Source organism: Hydrocarboniphaga daqingensis (assembly GCF_900129825.1).
Classification (GTDB): Bacteria; Pseudomonadota; Gammaproteobacteria; order Nevskiales; family Nevskiaceae; genus Hydrocarboniphaga; species Hydrocarboniphaga daqingensis.
In genome coordinates this window covers 322,816-343,605 of sequence record NZ_FQWZ01000005.1, presented here as the reverse complement: position 1 = coordinate 343,605, position 20,790 = coordinate 322,816, and the positions used below count along the sequence as shown (strand labels likewise).

Annotated in this window: 20 protein-coding genes and 1 tRNA gene; 19 read left to right on the top strand and 2 right to left on the bottom strand. The window is 62.6% G+C overall.

Annotation, left to right across the window (positions count from 1 at the left end; all coding sequences use genetic code 11):
- Positions 1-53 precede the first annotated feature (53 nt).
- The 10 genes from BUB09_RS12175 (at position 54) to BUB09_RS12130 (ending at position 10,769) form a co-directional block, all read left to right on the top strand.
- Positions 54-1,418, top strand: coding sequence for an N-acetylmuramoyl-L-alanine amidase (locus BUB09_RS12175; protein ID WP_072897988.1), 1,365 nt, complete (start codon positions 54-56; stop codon positions 1,416-1,418).
- A gap of 82 nt (positions 1,419-1,500) precedes the next feature.
- The gene (gene mutL / locus BUB09_RS12170) at positions 1,501-3,327 is read left to right on the top strand and encodes a DNA mismatch repair endonuclease MutL (protein WP_072897987.1); all 1,827 of its coding nucleotides are present in this window, start codon (positions 1,501-1,503) and stop codon (positions 3,325-3,327) included.
- Between the two features lie 28 nt (positions 3,328-3,355).
- Complete coding sequence (gene miaA / locus BUB09_RS12165) at positions 3,356-4,267, top strand: tRNA (adenosine(37)-N6)-dimethylallyltransferase MiaA (RefSeq protein ID WP_072898045.1); 912 nt, start codon at positions 3,356-3,358, stop codon at positions 4,265-4,267.
- 74 nt (positions 4,268-4,341) lie between these two features.
- Positions 4,342-4,602 carry an RNA chaperone Hfq gene (hfq, locus tag BUB09_RS12160; RefSeq protein ID WP_072897986.1) on the top strand — a complete coding sequence of 87 codons (261 nt, stop codon included), beginning with the start codon at positions 4,342-4,344 and terminating at the stop codon, positions 4,600-4,602.
- Positions 4,603-4,620: 18 nt separating this feature from the next.
- A complete protein-coding gene (hflX, locus tag BUB09_RS12155) occupies positions 4,621-5,997 on the top strand; it encodes a ribosome rescue GTPase HflX (protein WP_245793271.1) in 1,377 nt (458 codons plus the stop codon).
- A 103-nt stretch (positions 5,998-6,100) separates the two neighbouring features.
- The gene (gene hflK, locus BUB09_RS12150) at positions 6,101-7,246 is read left to right on the top strand and encodes an FtsH protease activity modulator HflK (protein WP_072897985.1); all 1,146 of its coding nucleotides are present in this window, start codon (positions 6,101-6,103) and stop codon (positions 7,244-7,246) included.
- A 3-nt stretch (positions 7,247-7,249) separates the two neighbouring features.
- Positions 7,250-8,119 carry a protease modulator HflC gene (hflC, locus tag BUB09_RS12145; RefSeq protein WP_072897984.1) on the top strand — a complete coding sequence of 290 codons (870 nt, stop codon included), beginning with the start codon at positions 7,250-7,252 and terminating at the stop codon, positions 8,117-8,119.
- Between the two features lie 17 nt (positions 8,120-8,136).
- Positions 8,137-8,325 (top strand): DUF2065 domain-containing protein, encoded by a 189-nt coding sequence (locus BUB09_RS12140; RefSeq protein WP_072897983.1) that lies wholly within the window; start codon positions 8,137-8,139, stop codon positions 8,323-8,325.
- 110 nt (positions 8,326-8,435) lie between these two features.
- The gene (locus BUB09_RS12135; protein ID WP_072897982.1) at positions 8,436-9,419 is read left to right on the top strand and encodes an ATP phosphoribosyltransferase regulatory subunit; all 984 of its coding nucleotides are present in this window, start codon (positions 8,436-8,438) and stop codon (positions 9,417-9,419) included.
- A 57-nt stretch (positions 9,420-9,476) separates the two neighbouring features.
- The gene (locus tag BUB09_RS12130; RefSeq protein ID WP_072897981.1) at positions 9,477-10,769 is read left to right on the top strand and encodes an adenylosuccinate synthase; all 1,293 of its coding nucleotides are present in this window, start codon (positions 9,477-9,479) and stop codon (positions 10,767-10,769) included.
- Between the two features lie 123 nt (positions 10,770-10,892).
- Here the strand turns inward: BUB09_RS12130 and BUB09_RS12125 are convergent.
- Positions 10,893-10,977 (bottom strand) — tRNA-Leu (locus BUB09_RS12125).
- Positions 10,978-11,052: 75 nt separating this feature from the next.
- On the opposite strand from BUB09_RS12125, the gene rnr reads away from it, so the two are divergent.
- The 9 genes from rnr (at position 11,053) to BUB09_RS12080 (ending at position 19,835) form a co-directional block, all read left to right on the top strand.
- A complete protein-coding gene (gene rnr / locus BUB09_RS12120) occupies positions 11,053-13,383 on the top strand; it encodes a ribonuclease R (protein ID WP_072897980.1) in 2,331 nt (776 codons plus the stop codon).
- The gene (locus tag BUB09_RS12115) at positions 13,380-14,072 is read left to right on the top strand and encodes a YiaD family glycine zipper/OmpA-like lipoprotein (RefSeq protein WP_072897979.1); all 693 of its coding nucleotides are present in this window, start codon (positions 13,380-13,382) and stop codon (positions 14,070-14,072) included. Before rnr ends, BUB09_RS12115 begins: the two co-directional genes overlap by 4 nt.
- A gap of 67 nt (positions 14,073-14,139) precedes the next feature.
- On the top strand, positions 14,140-14,883 hold the full coding sequence (gene rlmB / locus BUB09_RS12110) for a 23S rRNA (guanosine(2251)-2'-O)-methyltransferase RlmB (protein ID WP_072897978.1): 744 nt from the start codon (positions 14,140-14,142) through the stop codon (positions 14,881-14,883).
- Between the two features lie 279 nt (positions 14,884-15,162).
- Positions 15,163-15,579 carry a 30S ribosomal protein S6 gene (gene rpsF, locus BUB09_RS12105; protein WP_072897977.1) on the top strand — a complete coding sequence of 139 codons (417 nt, stop codon included), beginning with the start codon at positions 15,163-15,165 and terminating at the stop codon, positions 15,577-15,579.
- Positions 15,579-15,845, top strand: a complete 267-nt coding sequence (rpsR, locus tag BUB09_RS12100) for a 30S ribosomal protein S18 (protein ID WP_072897976.1) — start codon at positions 15,579-15,581, stop codon at positions 15,843-15,845. The genes rpsF and rpsR overlap by 1 nt, the downstream gene beginning before the upstream one ends.
- Before the next feature lie 18 nt (positions 15,846-15,863).
- Entirely contained in the window at positions 15,864-16,319 is a 456-nt protein-coding gene (rplI, locus tag BUB09_RS12095) for a 50S ribosomal protein L9 (protein WP_072897975.1), read from the top strand.
- A 94-nt stretch (positions 16,320-16,413) separates the two neighbouring features.
- Entirely contained in the window at positions 16,414-17,766 is a 1,353-nt protein-coding gene (gene dnaB / locus BUB09_RS12090) for a replicative DNA helicase (protein ID WP_072897974.1), read from the top strand.
- A gap of 15 nt (positions 17,767-17,781) precedes the next feature.
- Positions 17,782-18,894 (top strand): alanine racemase, encoded by a 1,113-nt coding sequence (alr, locus tag BUB09_RS12085; protein WP_072897973.1) that lies wholly within the window; start codon positions 17,782-17,784, stop codon positions 18,892-18,894.
- A 224-nt stretch (positions 18,895-19,118) separates the two neighbouring features.
- Complete coding sequence (locus BUB09_RS12080) at positions 19,119-19,835, top strand: sugar transferase (protein ID WP_175550190.1); 717 nt, start codon at positions 19,119-19,121, stop codon at positions 19,833-19,835.
- Between the two features lie 22 nt (positions 19,836-19,857).
- Here BUB09_RS12080 and BUB09_RS12075 read toward each other — a convergent pair whose 3' ends face one another.
- Positions 19,858-20,685: a Stp1/IreP family PP2C-type Ser/Thr phosphatase gene (locus BUB09_RS12075; protein WP_072897972.1), complete on the bottom strand. Its 828-nt coding sequence runs from the start codon at positions 20,683-20,685 to the stop codon at positions 19,858-19,860.
- Positions 20,686-20,790: the final 105 nt, after the last annotated feature.

Sequence of the window (20,790 nt, the reverse complement as noted above, 5' to 3'; positions counted from 1 at the left end):
TGCATCCTGCGAACTGGACGGCTATCGTTCAAGCGTTCTGGCCGGAACTTCCGATGCGTCATCTTTCTTTTATTGCTCTGATGGTCTGCTGTCTGCCGACGGTCATGGCAGCGGAGCTGCGCGACCTTCGGGTTTGGGAAGGCCCCGAGAGCACCCGCGTCGTGGTCGATCTGAGCGGCGCGCCCGACCACAAGGTCTTCACGCTCGGCAATCCAGACCGGATCGTCATCGACTTGGCCGGCATGGCCAAGGCCAATACCCGCGTTGTAACCAAGGCAGCGCCCAAGGGCGTCGTTCGCAAGCTGCGAGCGGGCCCGCGTGACGACGGATCGCTGCGTATCGTCCTCGACGTCAGCGAGTCGGTGAATCCAAAAAGTTTCGTGTTGCCGCCGCACGGCCAGTACGGCGACCGACTGATCGTCGAGCTTTACGGCCGGACACCGACGCTGGACGAGTTGATGTCGCAGGGCGAGGTGCCGTCGTCGGTGCCGCCCCCGAGTCCGGATATCGGCGACCTTCCGGTGGTCGCAGCACAAGCAGCGTCTGCTGCGTCCTCGCCGCTGCCGGCCCGTTCCAAGGTGCCGCCTGCCGATGAGATCCGGCTGGCACCCAGCATTCGTTTCGGCGACAAGCCGATTGTGATTGCGGTCGATGCCGGCCACGGCGGCGAAGATCCCGGTGCGATCGGCCGCAGCGGGCTGCGCGAAAAAGACGCGGCGTTGTCGATGGCGCGGCGGCTGGCGAACCTGATCAATCAGCAGCCTGGCATGAAGGCGGTACTGACGCGCGACGGCGACTACTTCATCGAGTTGCGCGAACGCACCGTCAGGGCCAGAAAAGCGCAGGCCGACATGTTTGTGTCGATTCACTGCAACGCCTACAAGGATCGCAGCCTGCGCGGCAGCGCCGTCTATGTATTGTCGGATCGCGGCGCCACTAATGAGCAAGCGCGGTGGCTGGCGCACAAGGAAAACTCGGCGGACCTCGTCGGCGGTCTCGACATCGGCGCCAAAGACAACGAGCTGGCCGCGGTATTGATCGACCTGTCGCAAGCTTCGTCGATGGAGGCCAGCTTTGACGTCGGGGCGCGCGTGTTGCAGTCGCTGGGCCGGGTCAATCCGCTGCAAAAGCCGGTGGTCCAGCAAGCGGGTTTCATGGTGCTCAAATCGCCGGATATTCCCTCGGTGCTGGTCGAGACGGCATTCATCACCAACGATCAAGACGAGAAGCTGCTGGCTGACGCCCGCTATCACGACAAGATCGCGCAATCGGTGCTCGACGGTATCCGCGGCTACTTCGCCAGCTACCGCCCGCAGCAACAGACTCCCCAGCAACAGATCGCCGACGATCAGCCACGCCTCCAGAAGGTCGGCCACGGCACCGAGGCCAAGCGCAGCCGGGCCGGCATCGTCGAGTAAGCGCCGCCGGCTTTATTTGCGCGGCGGCATCGTGTCGGGCAGTGCCGTATCCTTTGCGGCCTGCTGATTTCGTCAATCGCTCGTGCCCATTCGTTTACTGCCCGACACGCTGGTCAACCAGATCAAAGCTGGCGAAGTCGTCGAGCGTCCCGCTGCGGTCGTCAAAGAACTGGTCGAGAACGCGCTTGATGCCGGCGCGACGCGGATCGAGGTCGAGGCCGAACAGGGCGGTCTGGGGCTGCTGCGGATTCGCGATAACGGCCACGGTATTGCCCGCGACGAACTTCTGCTGGCCTTGCAGCGTCATGCGACCAGCAAAATCCTGAGCCTCGAGGATCTGGAGGGTGTCTGCAGCCTCGGCTTTCGTGGTGAGGCATTACCCAGCATTCTGTCCGTGTCGCGGCTGAGCCTGACGTCGCGGCGCGTCGACGAAGACCATGCGTGGCGCGTCCATGGCGATGGCGACGTGATGGTGCAGACGCCGGAACCCGCTGCCTTGGCCGGGGGCACCGTGGTCGAGGTTCGTGATCTTTTCTACAACACGCCGGCGCGCCGAAAGTTTCTCAAGAGCGACGGCACTGAGTTTCGGCACGTCGACCAGGCGCTGCGGCGGCTCGCATTGGCCCGGCGCGAGGTGGCGTTCAGCTGGTCGCACAACGGCAAGCGGGTGCTGGACCTGCGTCCCCTCGACGTACTGGGGAACGGCGAGGAGCGGGTGCGCGAGGTCTGTGGGCCCGACTTCATCGCCAATGCGCTGCATGTCGATGAGGAGCGAGTCGGCCTGAGGTTGCATGGCTGGCTCGGGTTGCCAGCGTTTTCGCGATCGCAGCCCGACCTGCAGTACTTGTACGTCAATGGTCGCGCGGTTCGTGATCGACTGTTGGCAGGCGCGTTGCGCCGCGCATTTGCCGACGTGATGCATTCGACGCGGTATCCGGCGTTCGTGCTGTATCTGGACATCGACCCGCGCGGCGTCGACGTCAACGTTCATCCGCAAAAGACTGAAGTCCGTTTCCGCGATGCGGCGCGCGTGCACGAAATGTTGTTCGGCGTCGTGCACCGGGCCTTGCGTGACGTGCGTCCTGATCCGCAGCAGCATCACCGTGTGGGCGCCGCCGAAGCGGGGAGCTTCGTGCCGACGAGTTTGGTCACTCAGACCCGCCTGCCATACCCGGCCGCGCCTACGTCGACCTCGGCCCCGTGGCGGATTGCCGAGCCGCGTGCCGCGGACTCGGTAGACCAAACCGGTTGGGCCTTGCTGGACGCTGCTCGGTCTGACGGACTAGGAACGCCGGCTCCTGCTCCTGCTCCGGTCGATCCAGTACGCAGTGCACCGCTGGGGCAGGCAGTGGCGCAGTTGCACGGCATCTACATCCTGGCGCAGAACGAGCGCGGGCTGGTTCTGGTCGATGCCCACGCCGCCCACGAGCGCGTTTTGTACGAACGACTCAAGCAGCAGTTGGCTCAGGGACCGATCCCATCGCAGCAGTTGCTGGTGCCAGCCGTTCTCAAGTTCGCAGAAGATCAGGCCGATGCACTGGAGCGACAGCGTGATGCGCTTCGCGACTTCGGTCTTGAATTTGACCGCATGGGGCCGCAGGCGCTTGCGCTGCGTGCGGTGCCACCCCTCCTGGCAGGAGCTGATTTGGAAGCGTTGTTGCGTAGTCTGGTCGACGACGAGAGCCAGGCTCATGTCGATGAAGTCCGCAATGCCCAAGAACGGGTGCTGGCCGAGATGGCGTGCAAAGCGGCCATCAAAGCGCACCGCAGCTTGAACCTTCACGAAATGAATGCCTTGCTTCGTGACATGGAGCGCACCGAGTTTGCCAACCAATGCAATCACGGGCGGCCGACGTGGGCGCAGCTGGACATGAACGAGCTCGACCGGCTGTTTCTTCGTGGACGCTGAGCGCTCCTCGTTGGCGCCTGTGCTGATCATGGGCGCGACGGCCTCGGGCAAGACCGGGCTGTCGCTAGCGCTGGCCGAGCGCGAACCCTGCGAGATCATCAGTGTCGATTCGGCGCAGGTTTATCGCGGGATGGATATTGGCTCGGCCAAGCCGGACGCCGCCATGCAGGCGCGTGTGCCCCATCACTTGATCGACATTCTGGATCCCGCCGAGGCCTATTCAGCCGCGCGCTTCGCCAGTGATGCATTGCAGCTGGTGGATCAGATCCAGTCTCGTGGCAGAAGGCCGCTGCTCGTGGGCGGTACGATGCTGTACTTCCGCGCATTGACGACAGGGCTTTCGGACCTGCCGACCGCCGATCCTGCGCTGCGGGCTCAGTTGGAAGCCGAAGCGCAATTGATCGGTTGGCCGGCGATGCACGAGCGACTCCGCTCGCTCGACCCGGCGACGGCCGAGCGCTTGCATCCCAACGACCAGCAGCGCATCCAACGGGCGCTCGAAGTCATCACGCTCGGTGGCCGTCCGATGGCCGAGCAGTTCGAACTGCGGTCGGCGACGCTGCACCCGCCGTACTTGACGGTCGTACTCGAATCACCCGATCGAGCGCGCTTGCACGAGCGCATCGAGCAGCGTTTCATGCAAATGATGGCGCAGGGTTTTTTGAATGAGGTCGAGCGCTTGCGATCGCGCGGGGATCTACATCTGCAGTTGCCAGCCTTGCGTGCGGTGGGCTACCGGCAGCTGTGGCTGCATCTGGACGGGCAGTGCTCGATCGAGCAGGCGATTGCCCAAGGCGTCGCGGCAACCCGGCAATTTGCCAAGCGTCAGCTGACTTGGTTGCGAAATGAGAAGGGCGCGCGGTTCGACCCCGATGACCCGCAGCTGGTAGCCAAAGTGGTTTCCGCAATGGATTGCTTGCCGTCGCTGACCGCGTGCTAGACTTTTGTCAAGTCTCGCTGTTGGGCCCGGTATTCGGGCGCGGTCGGGATGGATAACTATTAAAGGAAGCAGCGATGTCTAAAGGTCATACGTTACAAGAACCGTTTCTCAATGCCCTCCGTAAAGAGCGCATTCCGGTGTCGATCTATCTGGTCAATGGCATCAAGCTGCAGGGACAGATCGAGTCCTTCGATTCCTTCGTGGTGTTGCTGAAGAATAGCGTCAGTCAAATGGTGTACAAGCACGCCATCTCGACGATCGTTCCGGCGCGCCCGGTCCGCGTCTACGACCCCAGCGAAGGCGAGCCCAGCGACGAAGCGCCGGGCAACAAGTAAGCAATTCAAGCGAGCATCTTGGCATCGACCACGACGTTTGACCGGTCACCGCAGCGGCAGAAAGCGGTACTGGTGCATCTGGATGTCCACAACACCGCGGGTAGCTCGGGCCACGGCCAGGGCACTCGTCACGCCGCGGGTGCATCCGACTACGAAAGCGATCAGCGCGAGTTCGAGGACCTGGCCCGATCGGCCGGTGCTGACGTGCGCGCGATCATCGGGGGATCGAGGCAGCGCCCTGATCCCGGTCTGTTCATCGGCAGCGGCAAGTCTGAAGAGGTGGCCGCGGCCGTGGCAGCCGACGAGGCTGACCTTGCGATCTTCAATCACGATCTGTCACCGAGTCAGGAGCGCAATCTTGAGAAGTTGCTCAAGTGCCGCGTTCTCGACCGTGCCGGGCTGATCCTCGATATTTTTGCATCGCGCGCCCGCTCTCATGAGGGCAAGCTGCAGGTCGAGTTGGCGCAGTTGCGCCACCTGCGGACGCGGCTGGTGCGAGGCTGGACTCACTTGGAGCGGCAGAAGGGCGGTATTGGCATGCGCGGCCCCGGCGAGTCGCAGTTGGAGACCGACCGCCGATTGGTCAGCGAGCGCATCGACACGCTGCGTCGCAGGCTGGAAGAGGTGCGGGCCCGCCGGGCTCAGAATCGCGGAGCGCGCCGACGCAGCGAGATTCCGACCGTGTCCCTGGTCGGCTACACCAATGCTGGCAAGTCCAGCTTGTTCAATGCGTTGACCGGCGACGATACCTTCGCATCCAACCAGCTGTTTGCCACGTTGGATACGACGGTGCGTCGGCTCGACATGCCCGAAGGCGAACCCGTGGTGCTGGCTGATACGGTCGGTTTCATTCGCGACCTGCCGCATGACTTGATTGCGGCCTTCCGCGCGACGCTAGAAGAATCCCGTGATGCCGCACTGCTGCTGCACGTGATCGATGCCGGCGACGGTGAGCGGATGGCGCGGATCGAGCAGGTCAACAGCGTGCTCGCCGAGATTGAGGCCGACGGCGTGCCGCGGCTGCAGGTGTTCAACAAGATCGACCTGCGTGACGACGAGATCGCGCGGATCGAGCGCGATGACGATGGCGTCGCGGTACGCGTCTATGTGTCGGCGCGTGAACGTCTTGGTCTCGACTTGCTCAAGACCGCCATTGCCGAGCGTCTGCGACCGGGAGTCCCCGATTTCGAGATCACGGTGCCTCCGCAGGCCGCGCGGTTGCGGGCTCAGTTGTTCGAGTTGCGCGCGGTTCGTGGCGAGAGAATCGACGACGATGGGGTCGCGCATTTGACGGTACGCCTGCCGTACGAGCGTCTTCGCGGTCTTTGCAGGGCAGCTGGCGTCATCCCGCCGCCGGAGCCGCGTGTGTTTGAGGAATGGGAAACCGCAACCTAGAATCGCGGTCCGAGCTGGCGGCCGCCCCTGGAGCGGCGGGTCTTGCAAGCTGACAGATCATCGCCATTTACCTACATCGTTCTGTTCACCGACTGGAGTATCAATGGCTTGGAATGAGCCTGGGCCGAATCGCGACCCTTGGAATCAGGGGCCTGGAGGCGGCAAGCGGGGTGGCGATGGGCCGCCTGATCTTGACGAGCTGTTGCGTCGGTTAAAAGCGCGGCTCGGCGGCAAAGGACCGCGCCCGCCGTCTGGCGGTGGCGGCGCCGGTCTGCCGGCCGGGCTGCTGGGCGTTGCGATCGCGGTCATCGCCGCGTTGTGGCTGTTCACCGGCTTCTACGTGGTTGACGAACAGGAGCGCGGCGTCGTGATGCGCTTCGGCGCCTACAGCCGTACCACGGTCCCGGGCTGGGGCTGGCACGCGCCGTGGCCGGTCGAGAAAGTCGAGGTCGTCAACGTGACCCAGGTTCGCCAGGTCAATGACCGCGCCACGATGCTGACCAAGGACGAGAACATCGTCGACGTCGAACTGACCGTGCAGTACCGCGTGTCGTCGGCCGAGCAGTATCTGTTCTCGGTCGACGACCCCGACATGACGCTCCGCCAGGCCACGAAGTCGGCGGTGCGCGAGACGGTGGGCCGCAGCGAGATGGATTTCATCCTGACGGAAGGGCGCGAGGCGATCGCCGATCGCACCAAGCAGTTGCTGCAGGATCGTCTCGATGCCTACAAGTGCGGCCTAATCGTTACCGAAGTCAACCTGCAGCAGGCCCAGCCGCCTGAAGCCGTGCAGTCGGCATTTGCCGATGCGATCAAGGCCCGTGAAGACCAGCAGCGCATCAAGAACGAAGCCGAAGCCTACGCCAACGATCGCCTGCCGCGCGCTCGCGGTGCGGCAGCGCGCCAGCTCGAAGAGGCGCAGGCCTATCGTGATCAGGTGATCGCCCGCGCTGAAGGTGATGCGTCGCGTTTCAGCCAGCTGGTGGCCGAATATCGCAAGGCGCCCAAGGTCACCCGTGACCGCTTGTACCTCGACACGATGAGCACGGTGCTGTCGGGCAGTAGCAAGGTGCTGGTCGACACCAAGTCGGGCAGCAATCAGATGTTGTATCTGCCGCTGGAGCAGCTGATGAAGTCCGTTCCCAAGACGGATGAAGCGCCTGACTACTCGATGCCGCAAGGCATGGCAGGGCGTAGCGGCATTTCTACGCCGGTGGATCCGGCGCGTACGCGCGAGCGGGGTCGCTGAGCAATGAAGAACTCACAGATGTTGGGAACGGCGCTGCTGGCGCTGGTGGTGATGTTGATCGGCGGCTCGTTCTTTGTTGTCGACCAACGTGAACGCGTCGTGCTCTTCCAGTTCGGCGAAATCCAAGGCACCGACTATCCGGCGGGTCTGCATTTCAAGGTGCCGTTCATTCAGAACGTGCTGCGCTTCGATGGCCGCATCCTGACGCTCGACAATCAGACTGAAAACTTCCTGACGGTCGAGAAGAAGAACGTCGAGGTCGACTACTACGTCAAGTGGCGCATCGCCAACACGACGACCTACTACCGCGCGACCGGTGGTCAGGACATCGTGGCGATGGACCGGCTGTCGGCGATCATCAATCGCGGTCTGCGCGACCAGTTCGGTTCGCGCACGGTTCAGCAGGTGGTGTCCGGCGAGCGAGACGAGATTCTGCAGTCGTTGCAGAAGAACGCCCGTGATGCGGTCGAGGACCTCGGCATCGAGTTGGTCGATGTGCGCGTCAAGCGCGTCGATCTGCCCAAGGACGTCAGCGATTCGGTGTACGAGCGCATGCGCGCCGAGCGCACCCGCGTCGCGTCCGACTTGCGCGCACGCGGCGCCGAAGAGGCGGAAAAGATCCGAGCCGAAGCAGACCGCGAGGCGCAGACCGCACAGGCCAATGCCTACCGCGACGCCGAAAAGCTCAGAGGCGAGGGCGATGCCCGCGCTTCAGAAATCTATTCGGCCGCTTACGGCCAGGACCAGGAGTTCTACAACTTCTACCGTTCGCTCGGCGTGTACCGCGACGCGTTCGGCAAGAACAAGGACATCATGGTGCTGCAGCCCGATAGCGACTTGTTCAAGTACTTCAACAAGGGTTCTGCGCCGTAACGATTGCGGCCACCCCGATGTGGAACGACCTCGGGCGCGCGGTGGCGTTGATGCTGGTCATCGAGGGGCTGATGCCCTTCGTGTCCCCGCGTCGATTCCGCCGCTCGCTGCTCAACTTTGCCGCGATGGAGGACCGCTCGATGCGGCTGCTCGCGCTGGCCAGCATGGCCGCCGGCTTGGTCGTTCTGCATTTTCTGACCCGTTGAGAGCGGTCTGGCCTGCCAGGCGGCTGGCTTTGCTTGGCTCAGGCGACGACAATAGCCGCCGCTGAACGGCCGCCCGCGGCGGTCCCCCACCTTTCGTTAACGATCCGAACATGGCCATCAAACGCTGGATGCTGCCCGATGGCATGGAAGAAGCGCTGCCGCCGGTGTCCTGGCAACTCGAGGACCTGCGACGCAAGCTACTCGACCATTATCGGGCGGCCCGCTACGAGCTGATCTTCCCGCCGATGATTGAGCATCTGGACGCGCTGCTGACCGGTGCCGGCAGCGACTTGGAGCAACAGATCTTCAAGTTCACCGACCCGGCCAGCGGTCGGCTGCTCGGCTTGCGCGCCGACATGACGCCGCAGGCGGCGCGTATCGCCGCACGCCGCTACGCCGATCAGGACTCGGTGCGCCTTTGCTATCTGGGTACGGTGCTGCGCACGTCGCCGGATAGCCAGGGTGGGCCTCGCTCACCGCGACAAGTCGGCTGTGAGCTATTCGGTGAGCCGGGCATCGAAGCGGATCTCGAAATCCTGCGGCTGATGCTCGACACCATCCAGCTCGCGGGCGTCGCCAATGTGCACCTGGACTTGGGGCATGTCGGAATCTATCGGGCGCTCGCGTCGAAGCTCGCGCTTGACGAGGATGAGCAAGCGACCTTGTTCGATATTCTGCAGCGCAAGTCGCACCCTGATCTCGCTGAGTTCGCAGCGTCCAGCCAGCGGCTCAATGGGCTGGCACCGACATTCTCGGCCTTGATTGATCTCAACGGCGACGTCAGCGTGCTCGAGCGCGCGCGTCATGCGCTGGTCGGTGCCGACGATGGGCTGGCTGACGCGCTGGCCACGCTGCAGAAAGCCGCTAGCGCACTGCAGGCGCAGTTTCCAACGGTCCCGGTGCACGTTGATCTCGCCGAGTTGCGTGGCTTGCAGTATCACACCGGGCTGGTGTTCGCGGCCTTTGTACCGGGCCATGGTCGCGAGATTGCACGAGGTGGGCGCTACGATGGCGTCGGCCATGAGTTCGGTCGTCCGCGCGCGGCCACCGGCTTTTCGGCCGATATGAATGAACTGATTCGACTCGGTGCTTGATCGCACCGAATCCTGCGCCGCCGTGGCGCCGTAACCGCAGCTGAGTAGAGAACTCGCATGGGCAAGTCCGTTGTAGTGATTGGAGCGCAGTGGGGCGATGAGGGCAAAGGCAAGGTCGTCGACCTGCTGACCGATCGCGCACAGGCCGTGGTTCGTTTCCAGGGAGGCCACAATGCGGGGCATACCCTGGTTATCAACGGCATCAAGACCGCGCTGAACCTGATTCCCAGCGGCATCATGCGGCCCGATGTTGCCTGCCTGATCGGCAACGGTGTGGTGCTGTCGTTGCCTGACTTGATCAAGGAAATCGAGAAGGTCGAGGCGACCGGCGCCTCAGTACGCGGACGCCTGAAGATTTCCGAAGCCACGCCTCTGGTGCTGCCGCCCCATGTCAAGCTCGATCGCGCGCGCGAAATCGCTCGTGGCGAGAACAAGATCGGGACCACCGGCAAGGGCATCGGCCCGGCCTACGAAGACAAGGTGGCGCGCCGCGCGATTCGCGTTGGCGACTTGTTCCATCGCGACCAGTTGGCGGCCAAGCTCGGCGAGTTGCTCGCGTATCACAACTTTGTGCTGACCAATTACTACAAGGAAGAGCCGGTCGATTTCCAGACCACGCTCGACGAGTTGCTCGGCTATGCCGAAGTGATCCGGCCGATGGTGGCCGACGTAACGGAACTGCTGCGACTGCATATCAAGCGCGGCGACAACGTGCTGTTCGAGGGAGCGCAAGGCGCACTGCTCGACGTCGATCACGGCACCTATCCTTACGTCACGTCCAGCAACACGACCGCTGGCGGCGCTGCCACGGGCAGCGGTGTGGGGCCGCGCAACCTCGACTATGTGCTGGGTATCGTCAAAGCCTATGCCACGCGCGTGGGCAGCGGCCCGTTCCCGACCGAGCAGGAAAACGAAATCGGGCAGCACATCCGTGACAAGGGTCAGGAATACGGCACGGTTACCAAGCGGCCGCGCCGCTGCGGCTGGTTTGACGCGGTCGCCGCACGACGCTCGATCTTCAACAATAGCGTCACCGGTCTGTGCGTAACCAAACTCGACGTGCTCGACGAACTCGACGTGATCCGGATTTGCGTTGGTTACCAGGCTGACGGCGTGCCGGTCGAAGTGCCGCCGATCGGGGCCGAGGGCTTTTCGAAGATCGAGCCGATCTACGAGGAGCTGCCGGGCTGGAAGACCAGCACTTACGGCGTTACTCGTTATGACGCCCTGCCCGAGGCGGCGCGCCGCTATCTGGAGCGGGTCCGCCAGGTGACGGAGACCGAGATTGCGATCATCTCGACCGGCCCGGACCGCGAGCACACAATCGTTTTGCACAATCCCTTCGATTGATCGTTGAAGCGATATCGAGCCGGCTGCTCCCGACGATCACGTCGCTCGGGGCGGCCGGTACCGGTTCGGTGCCGAATTCGGGCGCACAAACAAAAAAACCGGCTCAGGGCCGGTTTATTTGTTTGGTGCCGAGAAGAGGACTCGAACCTCCACGGTTTTACCCGCTAGTACCTGAAACTAGTGCGTCTACCAATTCCGCCATCTCGGCTTTGCTTGCAACCCCGCTACTGTGTTTCCGCAGCAGCGAGGGCGCGAATTGTGGCGATGAGCGTATGCTTTGTCAATGAAACGAAAGAACCCAACTCAAAATTCTCGAAAGACCTCCGCTACGACCGCTGACTGGCAGTCCCGCGACCCCAACTACACTGCAGAGCAGGGCCGTTACGAGGACCCGGTTCCGTCCCGCGCGCTGATTCTGGAAACGCTGGCGGCACACGAAGGGCCGCTGACGGTCGATGACCTGATCGGCCATTTCGGTCTGAGCAAGCTCAATCAGCAGAGTGCGCTGGAAAAACGGCTCGGCGCGATGATTCGCGACGGCCAGCTGGTGCAAAACCGAAAGGGAGCCTTCGGTCCCGTTGCGCAGATGAATGCCATCGCCGGCGTCGTCCAGGCACATCGCGACGGTTTCGGCTTTCTGATCCGGGACGAGGGCGGTCAGGACGTGTTTCTGCCGCCGCGCCAGATGCGCTCGTTGATGAACGGCGATCGCGCACTAGTGCGCATCACTGGCACTGATTTCAAAGGTCGCCCGGAAGGCTCGTTGGTTGAGGTTCTGGAGCGGGGATCGCGCGAGGTCGTGGGCCGCATGCACGTCGACCAAGGTATTGCCTACGTGATCCCGGACAATCCACGGGTGCAGCAGGATCTGCTGATTCCGCAGGACGCCACGCTCGGCGCGCGGCACGGGCAGATGGTCGTTGCCGAAATCATTGCGCCGCCGGGCAATCGCACGTTGCCGGTAGGCAAGGTGCTGGAGATTTTGGGCGATCACTTGGCGCCGGGTATGGAGATCGAGGCTGCCGTGCGTGCGCACAGCTTGCCTAACGAATTCCCGGACAACGTGCTGGCCGAAGCGGAGGCGATCCCTGACACGGTGCAGCCAGCGCAGATCAAGGGGCGCGTCGACCTGCGCGACCTGCCTCTGGTGACGATCGACGGCGCTGATTCGCGTGACTTTGATGATGCGGTCTACGCCAAGGCCATGCGTAAGGGGCCCTTCGGTACCGGCGGTGGTTGGACGCTGTGGGTGGCGATCGCCGACGTGGCGGCTTACGTGCTCCCGGACTCGCCGCTGGACCTCGAGGCGGCGGCGCGAGGCAATTCGGTCTATTTCCCGCAGCGTGCGATCCCGATGCTGCCCGAGAAGCTGTCCAACGGCTTGTGTTCTCTCAACCCGAATGTGGACCGCTTGTGCATGGTCTGCGAGATGCGCGTCAAGCCCGATGGCAGCGTCGCCAAGTCGACGTTCTACGAGGCGGTCATGCGTTCGCAGGCGCGGTTGATCTATGAGGACGTCGCCGCGATCCTGGCCGATCCATCTGGCCCTGAGGCGTCGAAGGTGCCGCATGTGGTGCCGCATCTGCAGGCATTGGAGCAATTGTTCCAGGCACTGTTCAAATCGCGTGAAGCGCGCGGTGCGATCGACTTCGATACCAATGAGACCAAGATCGTATTCGGCACTGATCGAAAGATTGAACGGATCGTGCCGATCAAACGCAACATCGCGCACCGGATCATTGAGGAGTGCATGGTGGCGGCCAACGTCGAGTCGGCCAAGCGCGTCGCCAAGATGAAGATTGCGGCGCCGTATCGAGTCCATGAAAAGCCCGATGCGATGAAGGTGCAGGCCCTGCGTGAGTTTTTGACGGAACGCGGTCTCAAGCTCGGCGGCAGTGATCGGCCTGAAACCGAAGACTATGCGGCGATGCTGGCGCGGACCAAGGGTCGCCCCGATCAACCGCTGATCCAGACGGTCATGCTGCGATCGCTGATGCAGGCACGCTACAGCGCCGAGAATCTCGGCCACTTCGGGCTTGCGCTGACCCATTATTCGCACTTCACGTCGCCGATTCGCCGCTACCCGGATTTGCTGCTGCACCGGGCCCTGAAGCACTTGATCCACAAAAAGGCACCGAAGGACTTCATCTACACCGTCGACAGCATCGAGAAGAGCGGCGCGCACTGCTCGATGACCGAGCGCCGTGCCGACGAAGCCACGCGCGACGTCGCGACTTGGCTCAAGTGCGAGTACATGAGCCATCGCGTCGGCGAGGAATACGACGGACTGGTGGCCGGCATTGCGCCTTTTGGCTTGTTCGTCGAACTCAGTGGCTTGTACGTCGAAGGCCTGATCCACGTCAGTCAGTTGAAGAACGACTACTACAAGTTCGAGGCTCGCCATCATCGGCTGATCGGAGAGCGCAGCGGCATGGCCTATAATTTGGGCGACGCCGTGCGGGTCAAAGTGGTCCGGGTCAACCTCGACGAACGTAAGATCGACCTTGAGTTGATACAGTTGAAATCGAGCGGGTCACGTTCATCCAAAGTTCAGGGATCGGACACAGAATCGCGCGCACTTCCCAGCAATAAAAAGAAGCGGAGATCCAGATGAAGGTCATCAAGACGGCGTTGGTGGCGGTGGTAGTCCTGAGCGTCGCGGCCTGTGCCGACGACCCCAACCGCAACGCCAAGCGCGGCACCGGAATCGGCGCCGTGATCGGCGGCGTCATCGGCAACAACGTCAGTGGTGCGCGTGGTGCGCCCATCGTCGGCGCCGTCGTCGGCGCACTTGCCGGTGCGGCGGTCGGTAACTACATGGACAAGCAGCGCCGCGATGTCGAGCAGCAAATGGCCCCGGAGATTCAGCGCGGTGAGTTGAGCACGACCACGCTGTCGGACGGCTCGCTCAAAGTCGCCATCGCCTCCGATGTCAGCTTCGACTTGGGCAGTGCCACCCTTCGTCCCGATGCGATGGATGCCTACGCCCGTATCGCAGCCATTTTGCGTAACTACGACAAGACCGTGATCCATGTGGTCGGCCACACCGATACCAGTGGCACGTCGGACTTTAACCAGGGCCTGTCCGAGCGCCGTGCCGCGGCGGTTGGCAGCTTCCTGGCTTCGCAGGGCGTGCCGGGTGCTCGTTTGCGCCAAGAGGGTCGCGGCGAGCGTGAGCCGGTGGTCCGCACCGGCGACAACGTCAAGGAAGCGCGCAACCGCCGTGTTGACATCGTGATCAAGCCGGTGGTGGAAGGTAACGAGAATTCAGCTTGGGTGCCGCCGCCGTATCTCGGTGGTTGATTGCCGGTTGGATGAAGAACAAGGGCGCTTCGGCGCCCTTGTTCATTAATGTGCTTACACTAGCGAGATGGCTGATCAATATATCGGCGGCTTTCATGCCGTCATGGCGGCGCTCGAAGACGGCGCCGAAAAACCCCACGAAATCCTGCTGGCCGATACCCGGGCCGACGAACGCGCGCGACGCTTGTTGGCGGCCGCTCAAGCGCTGTCGATTCGCGTCCGTCAGGTCAGCCGTAGCGACTTGGATATGTACGCGCCAGGGCTTCGCCACCAGGGCGTTCTGGCGCTGATTCCCGAGCGGCAACTCAGCGGCGAAGACGCGCTGGAAGCGCCCGCGACGCCCGATCGCCTGTTTCTGGCACTCGACGGCGTACAGGACCCGCATAACCTCGGTGCCTGCTTGCGCACGGCGGAGGCGGTCGGCGCCACGGGCGTCATCATCCCGAAAGATCGAGCTGCGGGCCTGACCGCTGTCGTCATGAAGGCAGCCGCGGGTTCGGCCGAGCGCGTTCCGGTGATCTCGGTAACGAACCTGTCTCGGACGCTCGGACTGATGAAAGAGCGCGGCTATTGGCTGACCGGACTCGCTGGCGAGGCCGAGGAGACGCTGTTCGAGGCAGATCTGACCGGACCATTGGTGCTGGTGATGGGAGCAGAAGGTGCGGGTATGCGTCGGTTGACGCGGGAAACCTGCGATCGGCTGGTCAAGATCCCGATGCTCGGCAAGACCGAAAGCTTGAATGTGTCGGTCGCCGCTGCCGTTTGCTTGTACGAAGCGTTCCGTCAGCGTCAGCCGGCCAAGCGCCGGTAGGCGTCGGCTTCCACGCCCTCACTGATCGGGCCGGGCTGACGGCAGGCGCGCCTGCCAGGGCGGCACGCTTCAATTCACTGCCAACCAGCGTCCGCCTGATGCGTCGGTGCGACGTGCCGGTCTGCTGGTTTGATACCCGGCAGCCGATCCTATAAGCTGCGCGCCCTCTCGAGGCTGCCGTTTCGGCCGAAGAGCGCTGTCCCACCGCCCGACCGTTTCCGGCGGGGGACTGTCCCGGCCATCCCCGTGGTGGCCGACATCCATAGACAGGAGTAATCCATGCGTCACTACGAAATCGTAGTCATGGTGCATCCGGACCAGAGCGATCAGGTCCCGGCCATGACTGAGCGTTACAAGGCAATGGTGGAAGGCGATGGCGGCAAGATTCACCGCCTCGAAGATTGGGGCCGTCGTCAGCTGGCCTATCCGATCGCCAAGCTTCACAAGGCTCACTACGTTCTGTTGAACGTCGAGTGCAGCGACAAGGCCCTGGCCGAACTGGAAAGCGCGTTCAAGTTCAACGACGCCGTGATCCGCAAGCTGGTGATTCGCAAGGATGCCCCGGAAACGGCGCAGTCGCCGTTGTTCAAGGCGCCGGAAGAAGACAAGAAGCCCGAATACAAGTCCCGCCGCGATGACGCGGCTGCGTCCGATAATGCGGATGCTGACGAAGAAGCCACCGAGGAGAACGTCTAATGGCATTCGAACGCAAAGAAGGCGGCGGTGGTGGCTCCGGTGGCCGTTTCTTCCGCCGCAAGAAGTCGTGCAAGTTCAGCTCCGACAACGCCGCGCCGATCGACTACAAGGATTTGGCGATGCTGAAGGGCTATATCGGCGAGAACGGCAAGATCGTGCCGGCCCGCATCACCGGCACGCGCACCCGTTATCAGCGTCAGCTGGCGGTTGCGATCAAGCAGGCCCGCTTCTTGGCCTTGCTGCCGTACACCGATAAGCACGAATAAGAGCAGGAGCCCGCAAACATGAACGTGATTCTGCTGGAACGAGTCAAGAACCTCGGTGACCTCGGCGACACCGTCAAGGTGACCCCGGGTTACGGCCGCAACTACCTGCTGCCCAAGGGCATCGCGCTGCCGGCGACCGAAGGCAACCGCAAGGTCTTCGAAACCCGCAAGGCCGAGCTGGTCAAGAAGTCCCAGGACAGCCTGAACGCCGCCAAGATTCGCGCCGAGAAGATCGGTGGCAAGTCGGTGACGGTCAAGGCGCTGGCCGCCGAAGAAGGCAAGCTGTACGGTTCCGTCGGCCCTGCCGAGATCGTCCGCGCCGCTGAAGCCGCGGGCATCGAAGTGCATAAGGCCGAGCTGGATTTGGTCGACGGCCCGATCCGCTCGATTGGCAGCTACGACGTGATCGTGCGCCTGCACGGCGAAGTCGAAACCAGCCTGACCGTGGTCGTGGTTGAAGAGAAGGCTGCCTAAGCGACCCGCTTAGAGTCTTCTCCGCTAGACTTGACGGCCCGCTTCACGCGGGCCGTTTTTGTTTGACCTCGAGTTTTATCGCCCAGCGAGCCCCATGTCGGACCCGAAGCAACCTCCGTATTCGATCGAAGCCGAGCAGTCCGTGCTGGGCGGGTTGATGCTCGACAACCGTGCCTGGAACGAGTTGGCGGACCGTCTTGCCGAGACCGATTTCTACCGTGCCGACCACGGTCTGATCTATCGCGCCATCTGCGATCTGATCGGCGCCAACCGGCCCTGCGACTTCGTCACGCTGTCCGAGCACTTGCGCGCTCAGAACAAGCTGGATGAAGCCGGCGGTCTGTCGTACCTGGGTACGCTGGCAGCCGATACGCCCAGTGCAGCCAACATCGTCGCTTACGCCGATATCGTCCGTGAGCGATCGATCTTACGCAGCTTGATTGCGGCAGGTCAGGACATCAGCGACCTGGGCTTCCGTGCCGATGGTCGTGCTCCGCAAGAGCTGATCGACATGGCCGAACAAAAAGTGTTCGGCATCCGTGAACGCGGCATGCGCACTCAGGGCGGTGCGGTGGGCATGCAGCAGATCATGGCCGCGGTGTTTGATCGTATCTCCAGCGTGCGCGACAACCCGGGTGGTTCGGCGGGGCTGGCGACCGGTTTCACCGAGTTCGACAACAAGACCAGCGGCTTGGGCGAGGGCGATCTGATGATCCTCGCGGCGCGCCCATCGATGGGCAAGACGACGCTGGCCGTCAATATCGCTGAGTACGTTGCGTTTGAGCGCAAGGAGGCCGTCGCGATCTTCAGCATGGAAATGTCGGCCGAGCAGATCGGCTATCGCGTGATCTCGTCACGTGGTGGCATCCCGATGCAGAAGCTGCGCAGCGGTGAGTTGTCCGATCAAGAAATGGATCAGCTGACGTGGACGATCAATCGACTACGCGAGGCGCCGATGTTCATCGACGAAACCGGTGCACTGTCGCCGAATGATTTGCGCGCGCGCGCTCGCCGCTTGTCGCAGAAAGAGAAAATCAAGCTGATCGTCGTGGATTACATTCAGCTGATGCAGGTCCCCGGTACCAAGGACAACCGTACCTCCGAAATTTCGGAGATCTCGCGTAGCCTCAAGGCGCTAGCCAAAGAGCTCAAGCTGCCGATCATCGCGCTCTCGCAGCTCAACCGCGGCGTCGAACAGCGCGACAACAAGCGACCGCGCATGTCCGACTTGCGTGAATCGGGCGGTATCGAACAGGACGCCGACTTGGTGGTGTTCATTTATCGCGACTGGGTCTACAACAAGACCAGCGATGAGACCCAGGCCGAGATCATCATTGCCAAGCAGCGTAATGGTCCGCTGGGTAGCATTCCGCTTGAGTTCCACGGCCAATACACCCGTTTCGAGAATGCGCGCATCCCGTTCGCGGGTGGCGAGTACTCCGAGTAGCAGTCCCGAGGCGCTATGAGCGATCGCGTCACCGCGACGGTGGATCTGGCAGCCATTCGGCACAATCTGCGGCAAGTTCGACGGCGTGCGCCGGGCGCTCGCGTGATGGCGGCAGTCAAAGCGGACGCCTATGGCCATGGAGCGGTTCCGGTCGCGCGGACACTGGAGGCGGCTGGCGTGGATGCCTTGGCGGTGGCCTGTATCGAAGAGGCGCTGACCCTGCGCGAGGCGCACATCCGCACCCCGATCACCTTGCTCGAAGGCATTCTGAGCGCCGAGGAGGCCAACTTGGCCGCCTACGAACGTCTCCAGATCGTGCTCAACGACTTTTGGCAAGTGCAGTTGCTGGAGTCGATGCCGGCCAGTGCCAGTCTGCAGGTTTGGTTCAAGCTCGATAGCGGGATGCACCGGCTCGGCTTTCCATTGTCCGCGGTGCCGCGGTTGTCTGCGGTGCTTGAACGCAATCCGGGATGGCAATTCTGCGGCTGGATGACGCATCTCGCCTGCGCTGATGAGATGGACAATCCGATGACGCAGCGCCAAATCGAGGATTTCGACGCCGCTCTACTGGGCCTCCCCGGCGCGCGTTCGATCGCGAACTCGGCCGGGCTGTTGGGGTGGCCGTCGGCGGCGCAACGTGACTGGGTCAGGCCGGGGTTGGCCTTGTACGGAGCTAGCCCTTTGCCGGGCAAGGTCGGTTTGGACCTCGGCCTGCAGCCAGCATTGACGCTGACCAGTCGGCTGATCGCCCGCCGGGATTACGAGGCGGGCGCTGGTATTGGCTATGGAAGTGCTTACCGTTGTCCGGAGCCGATGTCGATTGGTGTCGCCGCGGTTGGATACGCTGACGGAATCCACCGCAGCCTGTCGTCTGGCGCCCCCATTTTGGTGGGCGGTCAACCGGCCCGTATCGCGGGGCGGGTGTCGATGGACATGATCACGCTGGATTTACGTGAGGCGCCTGCCGCCGTTGTCGGTGACGAGGTCTTGCTCTGGGGCGCGGCGCTGCCTGCAGAGCTGTTGGCGGCTCACGCCGGTACGTTGGCTTACGAGCTGTTCTGCGGGCTGACGAATCGGGTGCGCTTTCGCTATGTTGATTCAGCGGGCAGTCGGCTCGACCTGCGATAAAGCGAAGCGTGAACCGGTCCGCAGATTGGCTTGGAGCGTGTTGAAGTCGGCTATCAATTTTGCGGCGAACCCCTTATAACGATTAGAGTTGCTGCCGCTGTTGCGATGCAGCAATCGTGATTATTCACGGGTATTCGCAGCTCGCGTTCGGCTCAAGGGTGCCATCGCTTCAACAGGCATTCTGGATTGGTCGCGCAGCAATATTGGAATTTAGGAAGAAACGAATGGCTGATGCGGACTTCGAGACAACGTTTGCCGAGACGGCGGTTGTCGATGCGGACCCGTTACTCAATGCAGTATCGACAGGTGCGCTGGCATCGCTGAAAGCATCGGTTCGCGACGGCGCAAAGCGGCTGTCCGATATCGTAGGCGCCATATTGCTTGCCATTGTGTTTTCGCCGTTGATCATCGCCATCGTCGTTGTGATTCGGCGTGGTGGTGGCGATGTGTTCTTTCCGCATGAACGCGTCGGTCTCAACGGACGCAGCTTCCGCTGCTACAAGTTCAGGACGATGGTGCCCGATGCCGAGCAACGCCTGAAAGCCCTGCTCGATTCCGATGCGGCACTGGCGGCGGAATGGCAGGAAGTGCGCAAGCTCCGCAACGACCCGCGGATCACGCCGATCGGGCGATTCCTGCGCCGTACCAGTCTCGACGAGCTGCCGCAGATCTGGAATGTCCTGGTAGGTGAGATGAGTTTGGTCGGCCCACGGCCGATCGTGCGCGACGAATTGCATCGCTACGGGCGCAATCTTGGAACTTATTTGGGAGCGAAGCCGGGCCTGACCGGCCTGTGGCAGGTGACCGGTCGCAGCGATGCCAGCTATCGCCGGCGCGTTGCAATGGACGTCTATTACGCTCGCAACCGGAGCCTGCTGCTCGATCTGTCGATTCTGCTGAAAACCGTCAGGGTCGTCGTGGCGGGTAACGGCGCCTACTGAGGCGCCATCGTCAACTGCTGAATCAGTGCGCTCGAGCGGATAGCCATCGACGCAGCCGGTGATGCCACCGGTCTAACGATTCCGTTGATTCGACACGCGCGATGGCCACGGTCACGTTGTCGTGACCGCCAGACGCCAGTGCTTGGTCGACCAGTTGTCGGGCCAAATCTGACGCTGCCATGCGGGGCTGATCCAGAATGCAGCTGATGGTTTCATCGCTGAGCATGTCCGTCAGGCCATCGGAGCAGATCAGAAAAAGGTCGTGCAGACGCACGTCCTCATTTAGGACGTCGATGCGGACGCTGGCCTCAACGCCTAAGGCGCGGGTCACCAGGTTTTTTCGAACCAGACGACTTGCCGTTTCGCGATTGTAGAGACCTTGCTCAATCAGTTGTTCGATTACCGAGTGGTCGCGCGTCAGTTGCGTCAGCCGGTGATCCCGGAGTCGATACGCTCTGGAGTCGCCAATGTGCGCAATCGTCAAGCGATCGCCGTAGATCAGACAGCAGGTTGCCGTGGTGCCCATGCCCGCGCAGTGTTCCGCATCGCCGATGGCGCGCTCGCGGATCCGCTCGTGCGCCGTTCGAAGCGCTCGCTCTAACAGCAACGCGCGAGCCGCGGGCTTTTGTTCTGGCTGTAGTTCGGGGTCGTGCCAGTAGTGACGTACGACTTCCACTGTCGCGTGCACGGCAATACTGCTGGCCACTTCGCCGGCGTTGTGCCCACCCATGCCATCGGCGAGGACAATCAAGCCGAGTTCGGGTGCCTCGGCGACGCTGTCCTCGTTGTTGGTCCGCACTCGACCGGTATGGGTCGCCAATGCGGTCGCCAAGCGTGGTTTCGATTGCATGTGCGCAGTCTAGGTGACTGCGTCGGTGTCGTCTGCGGCCTTGCTGGAATGCGCTTGCGCGTTCAACGTGCAATCCGGGCAGGCCGGCTCGGCAGTCGGCGCGGG